The organism is Pantoea sp. JV6, from assembly GCF_025910055.1.
Classification (GTDB): Bacteria; Pseudomonadota; Gammaproteobacteria; order Enterobacterales; family Enterobacteriaceae; genus Pantoea; species Pantoea agglomerans.
Genome location: NZ_JAPCIM010000003.1, coordinates 68,722 through 83,414, shown reverse-complemented (window position 1 = coordinate 83,414; position 14,693 = coordinate 68,722). Strand labels below are relative to the sequence as shown.

13 protein-coding genes are annotated in these 14,693 nt (G+C 53.1%); 5 read left to right on the top strand and 8 right to left on the bottom strand.

All coding sequences use genetic code 11. The features are described from left to right. The first annotated feature begins 31 nt into the window (after positions 1–31). Entirely contained in the window at positions 32–994 is a 963-nt protein-coding gene (locus OK412_RS04390; protein WP_264352741.1) for an FAD:protein FMN transferase, read from the top strand. Here OK412_RS04390 and dcuR read toward each other — a convergent pair. Both dcuR and OK412_RS04380 read right to left on the bottom strand, forming a co-directional pair. After that, positions 988–1,707, bottom strand: coding sequence for a two-component system response regulator DcuR (dcuR, locus tag OK412_RS04385; protein ID WP_009093030.1), 720 nt, complete (start codon positions 1,705–1,707; stop codon positions 988–990). The two genes, OK412_RS04390 and dcuR, sit on opposite strands and share 7 nt — an antisense overlap. Continuing rightward, the gene (locus OK412_RS04380; protein ID WP_010670312.1) at positions 1,704–3,293 is read right to left on the bottom strand and encodes a sensor histidine kinase; all 1,590 of its coding nucleotides are present in this window, start codon (positions 3,291–3,293) and stop codon (positions 1,704–1,706) included. The genes dcuR and OK412_RS04380 overlap by 4 nt, the downstream gene beginning before the upstream one ends. Before the next feature lie 351 nt (positions 3,294–3,644). Between OK412_RS04380 and mqo the strand changes: the two genes are divergently transcribed. After that, positions 3,645–5,294, top strand: coding sequence for a malate dehydrogenase (quinone) (gene mqo, locus OK412_RS04375; protein ID WP_033760335.1), 1,650 nt, complete (start codon positions 3,645–3,647; stop codon positions 5,292–5,294). 73 nt (positions 5,295–5,367) lie between these two features. On the opposite strand, the gene OK412_RS04370 is transcribed toward mqo, so the two are convergent. Further along, on the bottom strand, positions 5,368–5,679 hold the full coding sequence (locus OK412_RS04370) for a VF530 family DNA-binding protein (protein ID WP_033761066.1): 312 nt from the start codon (positions 5,677–5,679) through the stop codon (positions 5,368–5,370). Between the two features lie 207 nt (positions 5,680–5,886). Between OK412_RS04370 and OK412_RS04365 the strand changes: the two genes are divergently transcribed. Further along, complete coding sequence (locus OK412_RS04365) at positions 5,887–7,200, top strand: MFS transporter (protein ID WP_010247251.1); 1,314 nt, start codon at positions 5,887–5,889, stop codon at positions 7,198–7,200. A gap of 279 nt (positions 7,201–7,479) precedes the next feature. Here the strand turns inward: OK412_RS04365 and OK412_RS04360 are convergent, their stop codons facing one another. Both OK412_RS04360 and OK412_RS04355 read right to left on the bottom strand, forming a co-directional pair. Further along, on the bottom strand, positions 7,480–7,614 hold the full coding sequence (locus tag OK412_RS04360) for a hypothetical protein (protein ID WP_254920067.1): 135 nt from the start codon (positions 7,612–7,614) through the stop codon (positions 7,480–7,482). A 386-nt stretch (positions 7,615–8,000) separates the two neighbouring features. After that, entirely contained in the window at positions 8,001–9,005 is a 1,005-nt protein-coding gene (locus OK412_RS04355) for an NAD(P)H-dependent flavin oxidoreductase (protein WP_264352740.1), read from the bottom strand. 169 nt (positions 9,006–9,174) lie between these two features. Between OK412_RS04355 and OK412_RS04350 the strand changes: the two genes are divergently transcribed. After that, positions 9,175–10,050: a LysR family transcriptional regulator gene (locus OK412_RS04350; protein WP_264352739.1), complete on the top strand. Its 876-nt coding sequence runs from the start codon at positions 9,175–9,177 to the stop codon at positions 10,048–10,050. Positions 10,051–10,193: 143 nt separating this feature from the next. Here the strand turns inward: OK412_RS04350 and OK412_RS04345 are convergent, their stop codons facing one another. From OK412_RS04345 to OK412_RS04335, 3 genes are all read right to left on the bottom strand, one after another. Continuing rightward, positions 10,194–11,660 carry a pyridoxal phosphate-dependent decarboxylase family protein gene (locus OK412_RS04345; protein ID WP_033786964.1) on the bottom strand — a complete coding sequence of 489 codons (1,467 nt, stop codon included), beginning with the start codon at positions 11,658–11,660 and terminating at the stop codon, positions 10,194–10,196. Positions 11,661–11,674: 14 nt separating this feature from the next. After that, positions 11,675–13,060: a diaminobutyrate--2-oxoglutarate transaminase gene (locus OK412_RS04340; RefSeq protein ID WP_022624771.1), complete on the bottom strand. Its 1,386-nt coding sequence runs from the start codon at positions 13,058–13,060 to the stop codon at positions 11,675–11,677. Positions 13,061–13,532: 472 nt separating this feature from the next. Continuing rightward, positions 13,533–14,006 carry a TetR family transcriptional regulator C-terminal domain-containing protein gene (locus OK412_RS04335; RefSeq protein ID WP_264352738.1) on the bottom strand — a complete coding sequence of 158 codons (474 nt, stop codon included), beginning with the start codon at positions 14,004–14,006 and terminating at the stop codon, positions 13,533–13,535. Between the two features lie 202 nt (positions 14,007–14,208). On the opposite strand from OK412_RS04335, the gene OK412_RS04330 reads away from it, so the two are divergent. Then, a complete protein-coding gene (locus OK412_RS04330; RefSeq protein WP_264352737.1) occupies positions 14,209–14,691 on the top strand; it encodes a PAAR domain-containing protein in 483 nt (160 codons plus the stop codon). Positions 14,692–14,693 lie beyond the last annotated feature (2 nt).

Here is a 14,693-nt window from a genome sequence, read left to right as displayed (position 1 = left end):
CCGTTCTTTTCTCTTTAAAGCAGAGTCGCCTATGTTAACTGATGCGCGTGTCTATGCTTACTCCGCTGTCTTAATGGGTTCACCCATCCTGCTCAAACTCTTCGACGATAATCAGACCCTGGCCGGACAGGTCTTCCGCCTGATTAAACAGCAGGAGAATCTCTTCACGGTTAACCGCGCGGCGTCGGAAGTGATGGCGATTAATCACGCGGCAGGGCAGCATCCGGTGGTCGTCAGTCAGCCGGTGTTTGACCTGATCGCCTGCGCGCATGCGGTGAGCCTGCTGCCCGACAGCCTGTTTAATCTGGCTATCGGCCCGCTGGTGAAGTGCTGGAAAATCGGCTTTCAGGGTCACCGTGTTCCATCAGAGACAGAACTTCAGGCGCGCATGGCGCTGACGAATCCGCATGACGTTATTCTTGATGACGCAAGCCGCAGTGTCATGCTGGCGCGACCTGGGATGGAGATTGACCTGGGCGCCATCGCCAAAGGCTATATCGCCGATGTTGTGCAGGCTTTTTTGCGCCAGCAGCAGGTCAGCAGTGCGCTGATTAATCTGGGCGGAAATGTGCAGACGGTGGGTGCGCCGCCAGAAGAGGCGGGCTGGGCAATCGGCCTGAAAAAACCTTTTGGTGAGGCCGATGAGCTGATCGGGGTGATCGGCGTGAATAATCGCTCGGTGGTGACATCCGGTATCTATGAGCGTTATTTCGAGCTGGATGGCGTCTGTTATCACCATATCCTCGACCCGCGTAGCGGTTATCCGCTGGATAACGACCTGCTGAGCGTCACCGTGATCTCTGAACGTTCACTGGATGGCGACATCTACACCACACTGCTTTACGGCCTCGGCGTTGAACAGGGCATTGACTGCCTGGAGGAGCAACCGGGCGTTGAAGCGATATTTGTGACCCGTGACAGGCAGGTGATCTGCTCGTCACAACGTCACTTTTCTTTTCAGTTACTGGACACCGATTACCGGCTGGTTCACTGACAATATTGTTTGAGCAAAGTGTGATACTCCGGCTGCAGGCGATAGCGATAAACCGGACGGCCCGTGACCCCATAATGAATGCTGGTGAACAGAATATTAATCTGCGCCAGCCAGATCAGGTACTTGCGGCAGGAGACGCGAGAGATATTCACCTCGGTTGCCAGTTCGTCGGTGGAGAATTCGGTACCCGGATGGGCGTCGATCCACAGACACAGCGTGCGCAGCGTCTGCGGTGTTAATCCTTTCGGCAGTCGCTTCTGCTCGCTGGCCCCCGGCGGATTGCCATGCAACAGCTGATCAACGTCCGACTGCTGATAGAACTGATGATTATCCATCAGCGATTTTTTCTGTCGCCAGCCAGTCAGTGCCTCTTCAAAGCGGGCAAACTGGAAAGGCTTGATCAGATAATCCACCACACCGTAGTTGAGTGAGGTTTTGATGGTGGCGGCATCTGCTGCTGACGAGATAATAATCACGTCAACCGGACGTCCTGCGCTGCGCAGTTCCGGCAACAGGTCGAGACCGTTCTCCTGCTGCATATAGATATCCAGCAGGATCAGATCAACCTGAGGTTCGGCCTGCGCCAGCCGCTCTTTGGCCTGCTGTAAGGTTGAGGCGGTGCCGCAGCAGGTAAAGCCTGGGATCTGCCCGATATAACAGCGATTCAGCTCGGCTACCATGGCGTCATCATCGACAACTAACACATTGATCATTGGGTAATCATTCCTCTCTCCCACGGAAGTTGTACTAAGAATTGGGTGAATACACCCGGTTCCGACTCGACACTGACACTGCCGCCCAGGCTTTCGGTCTGCTGCTTAACCAGAAACAATCCGACACCGCGATCTTCGCCTTTTGACGAGACGCCACGCTCAAAAATGGCGCTGAGCTGCGTACCGTCGATGCCGGGTCCGTCATCACTCACTTCACAGGCTAACCAGCCATTCTGATAATGCAGCATGAGGTGGATCTCCCCTTCGGTTTCCGGGTCCAGCGCCTCAAGCGCATTTTCAATTAAATTGCCCAGCACCGTAATCAGTACCGCGCTCTGCTCTTCGCTGCCGCAGTCGGGCAGAAAACTCGCCTCATCGATAATCAGCTGATGGCCTTCATCGGTCACCCGGTTGATTTTGCTGAGCAGGAAACCCGCAATGATGGGCGATTTGATCTTTTGCAGCAGCGAACCAATCTCCGTCTGATAGGCGTTGGCGGTTTTCAGGATGTACTCTTCCATCTGCGCATAGTTTTTCATATGCAGCAGGCCCAGAATGACATGCAGCTTGTTCATGAACTCATGGGAACGTTCACGTAACGCGTCTACATAGTTTACCATGCCGTCCAGACGCTGCATCAGCTGGCTGATCTCGGTCTTGTCCCTGAAGGTGGTCACCGCGCCGATAATGCGGTCACGACTGCGAACCGGCACGGTATTGCTGATCAGGATGCGATTACCCAGCGTCAGCTCCTGATCGTGCCAGGCTTTGCCCGCATGCAGCGCATCCTGCTGATGGCGGTGCATTACGCTCTCTTCAGCAATCAGATCGCCGCTTAATGGCATCTTGCGGGTGGTCTCATGCAGCAGCTGCTGCGCCGCGTGGTTAATCAGGCTGACGCGTGACTCATCATCTACCGCAATCACACCCTCTTTAATAGAATTCAGGATCGCCTGACGCTGCTCGAACAGGCTGGAAATTTCGTGCGGCTCCAGCCCGAGCAATATGCTCTTCAGGCGCCTGACCAGAATAAGAATCCCCAGCAGGCCAACCAGGCCGCCAAATAAGACAGTCCAGACGATGTTCCAGCGGCTTTTGGCAATCTGCGCCGCCACATCATTCAGCGCGATGCCGATCGCCACCACACCAATCTGCTGATGCTCTGCGTTATAGACCGGGGTAAATACCCGCAGTGCCTCTACCAGCACGCCGTGATTTACCGCCACATTTTCCCGCCCGCTGAGGGCCGGATAGATATCGTTGCCGACAAAATGTTTGCCAATCACCGCCGCGTTCGGGTGTGAAAAGCGAATGCCACGCATATCCGTCACCACCACAAACAGCAGGCCGTTGCGTTTGCGCGCAGCTTCAGCCAGTGGCTGAATCTGGCTGCTGCCATCCGGTAACAGTAACCCACGCTGCACTTCAGGGCTGTCTGCCAGAGTGCGTGCCACTGCCATCGCCTTATCTTTAAGATGCGACTGAGCAAAGTTATCGATCTGCACAAAATAGAGCAGATGGACAGCGAGCAGCACGGTGACGATAACCGCGGTCATCATCAGGGTGGTCAGGGTACTGAGTTTCATGGGTCGTTTAGTCACGGCATGTCGGTTCTGTGGTTGGCTTGTCATTGGCGTTCAGCACGGGTGGGAGATCGCCCGGAAACATACGCTAACTGACCGCATCAGTACAGTTTTAGCGGTCTGCGCGCGGGCAATCGCCGGAGAACAATATTTGTGTTAGGGGATTGTATAATTCAATGGACACCCTTAATGTGTGGTTAAAATATGTGAGCAATTCGGTAAGCCTTTTGTAATTAAATTAAGGCTAAATTGCTATTTTTAATTTTATAACTATTTTCACATTAACTCACAAATAACATTATTTTAAACTTTAAGGACTTTTTTTAACCAGTACCGTCTGAGCTGTAGATTAAAATGATGAATTCAAAGAAAGTTATCCCCACTCTTTCCCTCGCGGCCTTGTTAGTTTCTTCAGCACTGCATGCTGAAACTTCACCAGAAAAAACCGACGTCCTGTTAATTGGTGGCGGCATCATGAGCGCCTCAATGGGCACCATGCTGGAAGAGCTGCAGCCTGGCTGGAAACAGATCATGGTTGAGAAGCTGGATGGTGTGGCACTGGAATCCTCTAACGGCTGGAACAACGCCGGTACCGGTCACTCTGCCAATATGGAGCTGAACTATACGCCAGAGCGTAAAGACGGCTCGATCGACGTGACGAAAGCGCTGGAAATCAACGAAGCCTTCATGGTTTCACGCCAGTTCTGGAGTTCGCAGGTCAAAGAGGGTGTGATGCACGATCCGCGCTCTTTCATCAACTCAACGCCACACATGAGCTTCGTCTGGGGCGACAACGTCGATTTCCTGACTAAACGCTATGCGGCGTTACAGAAAACCGCGCTGTTCCAGGGCATGAAGTTCTCTACCGATCACAAGCAGATCGAGCAGTGGGCACCGCTGGTGATGGAAGGTCGTGATCCCCAGCAGAAAGTGGCCGCAACCTGGACGCCAGTCGGCACCGACGTAAACTACGGTGAAATTACCCGTCAGCTAATCGGCAGCCTGAAGAAGAATGACAACTTCCGTCTGGAAACCTCGTCTGAAGTCACCGATTTCAAACGTAACGGTGATAACTCATGGCACGTCACCATTAAAGATGCCAAAAACGGCAACGAGCGTGCAGTTGACGCGAAATATGTCTTTATTGGTGCTGGCGGCGGCGCGCTGAAATTACTGCAGAAAACCGGCATCCCGGAAGCGGAAAACTATGCAGGCTTCCCGGTGGGTGGTTCATTCCTGGTAACCGAAAACAAGGCGATTGCCGATCGTCACCTGGCGAAAGTCTACGGTCAGGCGTCTACCGGTGCACCACCGATGTCCGTTCCGCATCTGGATACCCGTTATCTGGATGGCAAACGCGTCGTACTGTTTGGACCGTTTGCGACCTTCTCAACCAAGTTCCTGAAAAATGGTTCACTGTTTGACCTGCTGAGCACCACCACTACTCATAACATCGTGCCAATGACCGATGTGGGTATGGATAACTTCGACCTGGTGAAATACCTGGTTGGCCAGGTGATGCTGACAGAAGAAGATCGCTTTGAAGCGCTGAAAGAGTACTACCCGGACGCGAAGAAAGAGGACTGGAAACTGATTCAGGCCGGTCAGCGCGTACAGATCATCAAGAAAGATGCTGACAAAGGTGGCGTGCTGAAACTGGGTACAGAAATTGTGACCGATCAGCAGAAAACCGTGGCGGCACTGCTGGGTGCTTCTCCTGGTGCATCGACCGCTGCGCCTATCGCGTTAAGCGTGATGCAGAAACTGTTCCCGGAAGAGTTTAAGTCAGCGGAATGGCAGGCCAAAATCCACAAGATGATCCCAGGCTACGGTCAGAAACTGAATGACAATGTGCCGATGCTCCAGCAGGTATGGAATGACACCGCTGCAACTCTGCAGCTGACCACGCCGCCGGTTATCAACATGGATGGCAAAGCAGCCGAGGCGCCAGCAGCACAGCCAGAGCAGGCAGCGCCTTCAGCGAAGCACGACATGGCGCTGTAACAGCGACCTGACGTAAAAAAAGCCCGCACAGGTTATCCTGCGCGGGCTTTTTTATTGCTGCGTTTTCTGCCCGTTACTCCGGCTGGTTACCGCGCCAGTTGCCCCAGGGATCTTCTGCGGGTGCTTGATCCGCCTCTTCAGACGGTGCTTCGCGGGAGGCCGGTTTCTCTTTTAACGAGGCGAGATAAAGCGCTTCGACTTCAGCCCGCGCCCAGGGCGTGCGCCGCAAAAACTTCAGGCTTGATTTAACACTCGGATCGCTTTTAAAGCAGTTAATGTTGATCCGTTTTCCCAGCTCCGCCCAGCCATACTGCGCGACTAAACTGTTTATCTGCATCTCCAGCGTTACGCCATGCAGAGGATCTTTTGAGGTTTGTGCGTTCATCATCTATCCGCCTGATTCATTCAATGCCGCACATCCTGACAATCGTAAAGCCGTTGTGCAAGGCGTGAAGGTGAAAAAGGGCATGCCGTGGCGCGTTAAGCGCAGATTTATGTGTCTGAGTTAACGTGACAGGCAGAAGAGTGCGCAGGCGTGCGGCGATTGTGCTAATCATAAGCGACTGATGATGCTCAAAAAGGATCCCCTGCCATGTCTGTGCCCGTCGATAATCTGCTCAGCTCCGCCAGCCGTAAACGTGCTCTGATTGCCGGTTCGGTAGGTAATTTCATTGAATGGTATGAGTTTGCCGTCTATGGCTTTCTTGCCACCGTGATAGCGCAGAACTTTTTCCGGCTGGAAGGGGAGTCAGCGCTGACCGGGCTTCTGCTGACCTATGCGTCATTTGCCATCGCCTTTTTCTTCCGTCCACTCGGAGCAATCATTTTCGGCCGGATGGGTGATCGCATCGGGCGCAAACCCACGCTGATTTTTGTGTTAATCATGATGACGCTGGCGACGGCGGCTATCGGCCTGGTGCCCACCTATGCCCAGTTGGGCATCCTGGCGCCGCTGATCGTGACCGGTCTGCGTATTCTGCAGGGCCTGTTCGCGGGGGGTGAGTATGGCGGGGCGGTATCGCTGATGACCGAGTTTGCACCGCGCGGTAAGCGGGGCCTTTATGGGGCGTGGCAATCTTTTACTGTGGCGCTGGGATTACTGGCTGGCGCGGGCATCGTAGCGCTGCTCTCACTGCTGCTGTCGCCGGAGCAGATGCTGAGCTGGGGCTGGCGCATCCCGTTCTTCATTGCCCTGCCGCTGGGTGTCATCGCGCTCTGGCTGCGGGTTCAGATGGAGGAGACCCCGGCGTTTATTCAGCAGCAGGCAAAACCCGTTGTAAAAGTTGACGCCAGCCTTGGCGATACGCTGAAAACGATCCTGCTCGGTATCTGTCGGCTGATGGTCTGGTCGGCGGCCGGTTACACCTGGCTGGTGATTATGCCGACGTACCTGCAGGCATCGCTGCACACCGGTTTTAACCAGGCGTTGCTGATTGCGGTGATATCGAACCTGGGCTTTGCTGCCACCATCATCCCGGCCGGCATGCTGAGTGACAGGATTGGCCGCCGTGCGGTGATGGTGACAGCGGCGGTATTGCTGCTGGTGCTCTCTCTGCCGCTGCTTAACATACTTCAGGCAGAGAGCACCGGGCTGCTGCTGAAAGCGCTGGTGGTGTTTATCGCGGGCGGAGTAGTCGGGTTGCTGGCCGGACCGGGGCCTGCAATGCTGGCAGAGATGTTCCCGACGCGGGTGCGTTATACCGGACTGGGTCTGGCCTATTCGCTTTCTAACGCGGTGTTTTCTGGCTGTGCCGGATTGATCATCACCGGGTTGATTAAACAGACCGGTAATCCCGATATCCCCGCCTGGTATGTGATGGCGACTGCGCTGGTCAGTATTGTTGCGTTGATGACCCTGAACAAAGATGATCATCTGCGGCTACTGGATGAGCCACCGTCGCGCTAAGTGTCGGCAAGCAAGCTGAGCGGGAAATTCAGGCTGCATAAGTGTTATGCAGCCTTTTTTACTGACAGGTCTGCCGGGAAGGGCAACAAACAAGCCTGCTTATCAGAAATGCAGCTGTAATATCACTGGCGTAACGTGCCGCTCTGTTCAGGCCGATGTAACAGGGTTTTATTCCGTAAGCGATTCAGCCGGATCAACGTCACTGACCTTCTCGCGTCATCAACACCGCCAACAGGTCTGAAGCCAAAGAGGATGCTGGAGAGAAGGATTCAGACAAGGTCATTCACTTTGCGATGATGGCAAACTGAAAACCTGATCACGGCAATTAACTTTATGAGCATGGTTGTCGGCAATAATGATGACAGCAGCCATAATCATACCGAGAAGAATGATAACTATTTTACGCAGGAGCATAAGGGTTAATTCCTGTGAAATTAAACTATTCTTATCTGTAATATGTTATTCACTTTTATCAGTGACTTAACGTGAGTGTTGATTAATTATGGCTGAAGTAAAATCTTTATATATTGATCGCGATGCGGTTTTCCAGACTCTGCTGAAATAAAGGCGTCATGCAAATTATAAAATAAACGAAATCTAAATGAGGGAATAAAAGCTGTTAATTTATCTTGTGTCTGTTTGACTGAAAAGGGTTGAACCTGTATGGCTTCAGGCTGTGAAGAGGAAAAGCTGAATAACGGCCCACAGTTGAACACTGCGGGCAGCACGCTGGACCCGGTCGGGACTCATCCGACAACCGGATCCCGCTGGTGGCGGTCACATCACTAACTTTAAACAGATTACAGACTGAGAACGGTGTCGTCAGATTTCTGTTTCTCCGGCTGAGTGATGAAATCCTGTGCCAGATCGGCGACGATGGCTGCAACGGTTCGCACCGATTTGATCATCGAGATGCCGGTGCCTGTCGAAACGACGCCTTTGTCAAAATTGCCCAGTCGCATCGCCTGCCATAAAGAGTGGTAGCCATTCATTGCAGTGAACAGCGTTTCACGGTCAGCGCCGTGCGCATCAAGTTCTGCCAGCCTGGGGCTGAGCGGCGTTGGCAATGTCCGGTAATAAGCGGGCAGGGTGCGGAAAAGTAGCAAATCTTCTGCGCTCGATGAAACAATCAGCTGCTTAACCTTCTCATCCGCCGGGTTCTCCTGCGCGGTTAAAAACAGGCTGCCTATCCAGACGCCTTCTGCACCTAACGCCATGGCTGCACGCACGCCACGCACATCCCCAATGCCGCCTGCCGCCAGCACCGGAATTTTCACACTGTCAGCGATCATGGGCACGATGCTGAACGTTCCGATAATGCGTGATGGCACGGTGCCGCCTTCATCAAATCCCGTGGCGACAATGATATCGGCGCCAAGCTTTTCAGCCTGCTGAGAATTCGCTACGTCAGGCGTCAGCGCACGATAAAGGATTTTGATGCGATGTTGTTTCAGAAATTCGAATATTTCGGCATCAAGCACTTCATTAACTAAAACGACCTCTACCTTCTCTTCAACAAACATTTCAGCTGTTGGCCGCCAGAAACTCATATCCGGCCCATTGATCAGGGTTGCCCCAAAAGGTTTATCGGTCAGCTGTTTGGTTTTTCTGATTTGCTCACGCATGCGCTCCAGCGCCATGAAACGAGAGTCCGGCAATGTATCCTGCCCGGCGTTGGGGCCAATTATGCCTAATCCGCCTGCGTTTGATACTGCGGCAACAAACGTTGCATTGGTTAGAAAGTACATGGGTGCCTGAATAATGGGATAGCGAATATTCAGAATTTCTGTCACAAGGTTTTTCATCGCTTTTTCCTTATCCGGATACGGTGTAGCCAGACTTATTCGTTAGAAATAAGAATTTTTTACGGGCCGTTTTATTTTTATTCTCTTAGCCAAAACAGGGAGTTTAATAGTTGAAAATAAGAAGTAAATGGTCAGAATTGGGTACATGTTTGCCAGATATGGAAAGATAATGGATCTCAACGCGACAAAACTCTTTATTGCAGTCGTTCAGGCAGGCAGCTTTTCAGCGGCAAGCGAGAGAACGGCTATCCCCATCTCAACGCTGGTGCGGAAAGTGAATGAGCTGGAGCAGGCACTGGGTGTGCAGTTGCTTGAACGATCAAAGAAAGGGGTCAGGCCGACTTACAAAGGACAACAGTTCTTTGAGCAATCGCGACCTGGTCTGGAAATGCTGGAAGAGGCCACCAAAACGGTCAGGTCTGCGCACAAACTGGCGGGCAAGCTGCGAATATCGGTGCCGCCTGACTTCACCATCTGGTGGGAATTGCTGCATGCGTTTCAGCAACGCTATCCTGATATCAAAGTGTTTTGCCACTCAGGGGAAAGAGTGGTGGATCTGTTTGAAGATGGCATTGACGTGGCACTCAGGCTGGGCGAGTTGCATACCGAAGATGTGATTGCGAAACCGGTTATGAATGTCGAGGCATGGTTTGTTGCCACACCTGAACTGGCTGAACGCTTTGGACATCCGCAGACGCTGGCGGCGCTGGCGACGTGTCCGATAGCCAGCTGGGAAGGGCTTAACAGTGGTTCCTTTGAGTGGGTATCCGGAGACGAGAAGGTAAAGTTTGAGCCGTTTTTTTCCTCTAACAACACGCAGGGCCTGCGCCACTATGCACTGAGCGGTGCCGGGGTATCGCTGTTGTTTGATTTTTTAGTTAAACCTGATGTGGAGAGTGGAAAGCTGATGCGACTGCTGCCCGATTATCCGACTCACTCGATGCCTTTACATCTGGTTTATGTCCGGCACAAACATCCTTCAGCCATCACACTCGCGTATCTGGATTTTTGTGCTGAATGGGTAAGTCAATACAAGATCGGCTAGGGGCTACACAAAAGGGGCAGAGGCGGAGGTGTCCGGCAAACCAGCGCACAGGCGCTTTGGCCTCACCGATGAATGAAAGGGATAAACACAGAAAAAGAAAAGGCGCCCTGAGGCGCCTCTGATAGTGACCCTGACGCCACTATTTACACCAGCTGCTGTGCCGTGGTTTCCACCAATGTCAGCAACACTTTGATATCTTCCAGCGTCACTGTCGGATTCAGCAGGGTCATCTTCAGGCAGGTCACGCCATCGAACTCGGTTACACCAACGTTGGCGCGGCCCGATTCCAGCAGGGCATCACCGATACGCTGATTCAGCAACGCAATATCCGCACTGCTGAAGTGCGCCAGATGCGCCGGACGATAGCGGAACAGCACGCTGGCCAGCTGCGGTTTCATCACCAGCTCCAGCGCAGGCTGCTCATCAACGTACTGTGCAACCTGCTGTGCCAGCGTCACACCGTGATCGATGATTTCGGCATACTGTTTCTGACCCAGCGCTTCCAGGCCCATCCACAGTTTCAGTGCATCGAAACGGCGGGTGGTCTGAAGGGATTTGGATACCAGATTCGGCACACCCTGCGCTTCATCAAACTCAGAGTTCAGATAGGCCGCCTGGTAGCGCATCAGCTCATAGTGGCGCGCTTCCTTCAGCAGGAAAGCACCACAGCTGATGGTCTGGAAGAACTGCTTGTGGAAGTCCAGGGTAATGGAATCGACCAGCTCAATGCCATCCAGATAGTCACGATACTTTTCTGAGAGCAGCAGCGCGCCGCCCCAGGCCGCATCGACGTGCACCCAGATGTTCTCTTCGGCCGCCAGCGCCGCGATTTCGCGCAGGGGATCGATCGCACCAGCATCGGTAGTACCCGCCGTGGCAACAATCGCCAGAATGTTTTCACCGTTGGCTTTGGAGGCTGCCAGTTTGTGGCGCAGGTCATCCATATCCATGCGGGCAAAGCGATCGCATTTCACCTGCGTCACGGATTGATAGCCCAGACCCAGCAGCGCCATATTCTTCTGAACCGAGAAGTGCGCATTCTCTGAACAGAAGACTTTAATCTTCTTCAGATCGCCGGTTAAACCATCCTGCTGAACAGAATGACCCTGACGGGCAAACCAGGCGTCACGCGCCAGCATCAGACCCATCAGGTTGCTCTGGGTGCCGCCGCTGGTAAAGACACCTGCGTCGCCGGACTGATAACCGACCTGGATGCGCAGCCACTCGATCAGCTTCATCTCAATCAGGGTGGCTGAAGGTGCCTGGTCCCACGAATCCATACTCTGGTTGGTGGCATTAATCAGGACTTCCGCGGCCTGGCTGATAACCAGGCTCGGGCAGTGCAGATGCGCCACACACTGCGGGTGATGAACCGACAGGCTGTCTTTGAGGAAGTACTCAATGGCGCGTTCAATCGCGGCCTGGTTGCCCAGGCCCAGAGGATTGAAGTCCAGCTTAATGCGCTCGCGCAGCTCTGCGACGGTTTTTCCCTGATACATCTCAGGTTGTTCCAGCCACTTCACGACGGCCGCGCTACTCTGGGCAATCGCCTGCTGGTAGGCCTCGGTACTTTGTGCTGAGGCCGCCAGAATCGGGTTTAACCGGGACATTGCATTCACTCCACTCAAACTGGTTTCACGCCAGCTGACAGCAGGGCGTTTTCAAATTTATCCATAAACACGTCCAGTTCTGCATCTGTGATCAGCAGGGAAGGCAGCAGACGTAATACGCTGCCGTGACGTCCGCCACGCTCCAGAATCAGGCCGTTCTCAAAACATTTTTTCTGTACCAGCGCGGAGAGCTCGCCGTCTGCCGGGAAGCTGCCCATGTGATCAGCGGCTTCGTCAGGTTTCACCAGCTCAATGCCGATCATCAGTCCCAGACCACGCACGTTGCCGATTACCGGGTAGCGCTGCTGCAGCTCGCCCAGTTTGCCTTTCAGCCATTCGCCCTGTGCAGCAACTTTGTCAGCGATGTTGTTATCTTTCAGCAGTTTCAGCGTAGTCAGGCCGGTCGCCATTGCGAGCTGGTTGCCACGGAAGGTGCCGGTGTGGTGGCCAGGAGACCAGGCGTCGAACTCTTTCTTAATGCCCAGTACCGCCAGTGGCAGACCGCCGCCGACCGCTTTTGACATCACGATGATGTCCGGCTCAATACCGGCGTGCTCAAAGGCGAAGAATTTACCGGTACGGGCAATGCCCGCCTGCACTTCGTCGATGATCAGCAGAATGCCATGCTCTTTGGTCACTTTACGGATGCGCTGCAGCCACTCAGCCGGAGCCGGGTTAACACCGCCTTCGCCCTGAACTGCTTCCAGAATGACGGCTGCCGGTTTACGAACGCCGCTCTCAACGTCGTTGATCAGGTTTTCGAAGTAGTAGGTCAGCGCTTTCACGCCCGCTTCACCGCCAATGCCCAGCGGGCAGCGGTAGAGGTGCGGATAAGGCATGAACTGCACTTCCGGCATCAAGCCGTCGACGGCTTCTTTCGGTGACAGGTTGCCGGTGACCGACAGCGCGCCGTGGGTCATGCCGTGATACGCACCAGAGAAGCTGATGATGCCGGAACGACCGGTGTGTTTTTTCGCCAGTTTCAGCGCCGCTTCAACGGCATCCGCGCCCGACGGGCCGGTAAACTGCAGGCAGTACTCTTTGCCCTGACCCGGTAATAACGAGAGCAGATACTCAGAGAACGCATCTTTTAACGGCGTGGTTAAATCAAGAGTATGTAACGGCAAGCCGCTGGTAATGACATTTTGAATGCTCTGCAGAACGTCTGGATGGTTATGACCCAATGCCAGCGTTCCGGCACCTGCAAGACAGTCGAGATACTGATTATTCTCGACGTCTGTGATCCAGACACCCTGTGCTTTCGCAATCGCGAACGGCAATTTGCGAGGATAACTTCGAACGTTTGATTCAAATTCAGCCTGACGGGCTAAATAGGTTTCATTGGTTGCGTTTAAGTTCTGTGCATTCAAACTATCAATACGGACTTTATCCGTCATCATATCTCTCCTACAACCGGGACGGGCGTAGCGTCGCAGTTGAATAAATGTATTTAAATTGGGGTATGTGTTTTAAGCGCGGCCAATATAGGTGTTTTTAAGGTCCGACTCAACGTTTAATTTTATCGGCAGATAACAGATTCTTTGCTATAGGAATCAATCGTTTGGTGAGTTTGTGAACGTATACATTATTGCCGCTTCGCTAGTCCGTTGTTAATAAGTGGCGTAAAAACACCAGCTTACCCGGCGCGGAGCGTGCTAAGTCAATGATAATAATCTGTGTAAATAGCTGTTTCCGGGGCAAAACGCTATCAAAAAGGGGCCTTTTCAGATGGAAAAAGCATAAGTCAGTTTGACTGAAGAAGCTGCATTTATAGCGGGTTAAAAGCGCAGACCAATTAAAATAATAAACCTTTTATTAACATTTAATTAAAATCTGGCGTTGTTAAAGCCTTTATAACGCGTCAGATCCACGTTACGACAGGAGATGATCAATAAACTGCGTTAAGTCAGCCATCCCTTCGCTTGCCTTTTTCTCCGACGGATTGATGGTCAGCAAATCGGCATAGCCGTTAAGCATCGCACTGATTTGCCGGGCGGTGCGCGGTATATCGGCACAACGCAGCGTTCCATCTGTGACGCCGTCACGAATTATCTCCTCCACCAGCGCCTGCCACGCTGCCGTCATTTGTTCTGCCAGCGCGGCATAGGCTTCGTGATGCGCAGCCATCTGCCAGAATGAAGCATAAAGTTGCCAGGTTGCATCCGGTGCGCTCGGCAAATGACTTTCGAACAGATTAAACAGCCACTGCTTTGTTAAGGATGCTGCCTCTGTAGAGAGCCGAAGCAGCCGCCGGACGGGACGGCGGCAACAAATGGGAGGAATACACAGCCATTGCCGGACTAGAAGCCATCGCTGCGTCAGGGGCGGGTTAATAATCCAGTTCACATAGCGAAAATGCCCTAAAGCTTTATCAGACGGGACATAGCCCGGCTTATATTCTTTAAATGACTAATGTCTCGTGCTGTATTGATTGTGCTCAATTTATATCCATCATTCCTGTGTAAACCTGCAGTATCTCATCATGGGAGATGCCTGCCGTCGCATAGCTTTTGCTGACGCGTTTATCACAGGAAAAAAGGGATTTGACATGGAACAGCAATATACCAACGTACTGACCCCGGAATTAGCTGCCTTACTGGCGCGTCCGCCATTTTCGACGGAGAAAAAGGCCGGGATGCCTGAAGGTGCCCGTCAGACAGTTGAAGAGCAGGAGGCATTTCTGCTTGAACATCCGGTGGTGGCGATTTACCGGATCGCGGTTGACGGGGCGCTGACACACCGCGGCGGGGTGGTACGTGCAGCCTGGAATGGCTCTGAAATAGCGCCTGAGGACGGACAGAAGGTCAGCGTTGCGCTGGAAGGTGATGAGGTGGTTTATCCTGACGGCACCACTGCCCGGATTGTCACCGGCAGCGGTGCGAAATTCCAGAAAGGCGGTAAAAGTATCGCGCTGGTCGGCAGCCGGCTGAGTAACGGTGATGTGATTATCAGCACCCCGCAGGCGGGATGTACGCTGAATGAGCTGAAAGGTCTGCCGATGGATGCTGATTTTTTACCGGCAGAGGGCTGAGC

Bases quoted from the DNA above. Each gene is read 5' to 3' on its own strand.
- OK412_RS04390 (WP_264352741.1), top strand. From the start codon at position 32: ATGTTAACTGATGCGCGTGTCTATGCTTACTCCGCTGTCTTAATGGGT.
- dcuR (WP_009093030.1), bottom strand. From the start codon at position 1,707: ATGATCAATGTGTTAGTTGTCGATGATGACGCCATGGTAGCCGAGCTG.
- OK412_RS04380 (WP_010670312.1), bottom strand. From the start codon at position 3,293: ATGAAACTCAGTACCCTGACCACCCTGATGATGACCGCGGTTATCGTC.
- mqo (WP_033760335.1), top strand. From the start codon at position 3,645: ATGATGAATTCAAAGAAAGTTATCCCCACTCTTTCCCTCGCGGCCTTG.
- OK412_RS04370 (WP_033761066.1), bottom strand. From the start codon at position 5,679: ATGAACGCACAAACCTCAAAAGATCCTCTGCATGGCGTAACGCTGGAG.
- OK412_RS04365 (WP_010247251.1), top strand. From the start codon at position 5,887: ATGTCTGTGCCCGTCGATAATCTGCTCAGCTCCGCCAGCCGTAAACGT.
- OK412_RS04360 (WP_254920067.1), bottom strand. From the start codon at position 7,614: ATGCTCCTGCGTAAAATAGTTATCATTCTTCTCGGTATGATTATGGCT.
- OK412_RS04355 (WP_264352740.1), bottom strand. From the start codon at position 9,005: ATGAAAAACCTTGTGACAGAAATTCTGAATATTCGCTATCCCATTATT.
- OK412_RS04350 (WP_264352739.1), top strand. From the start codon at position 9,175: ATGGATCTCAACGCGACAAAACTCTTTATTGCAGTCGTTCAGGCAGGC.
- OK412_RS04345 (WP_033786964.1), bottom strand. From the start codon at position 11,660: ATGTCCCGGTTAAACCCGATTCTGGCGGCCTCAGCACAAAGTACCGAG.
- OK412_RS04340 (WP_022624771.1), bottom strand. From the start codon at position 13,060: ATGATGACGGATAAAGTCCGTATTGATAGTTTGAATGCACAGAACTTA.
- OK412_RS04330 (WP_264352737.1), top strand. From the start codon at position 14,209: ATGGAACAGCAATATACCAACGTACTGACCCCGGAATTAGCTGCCTTA.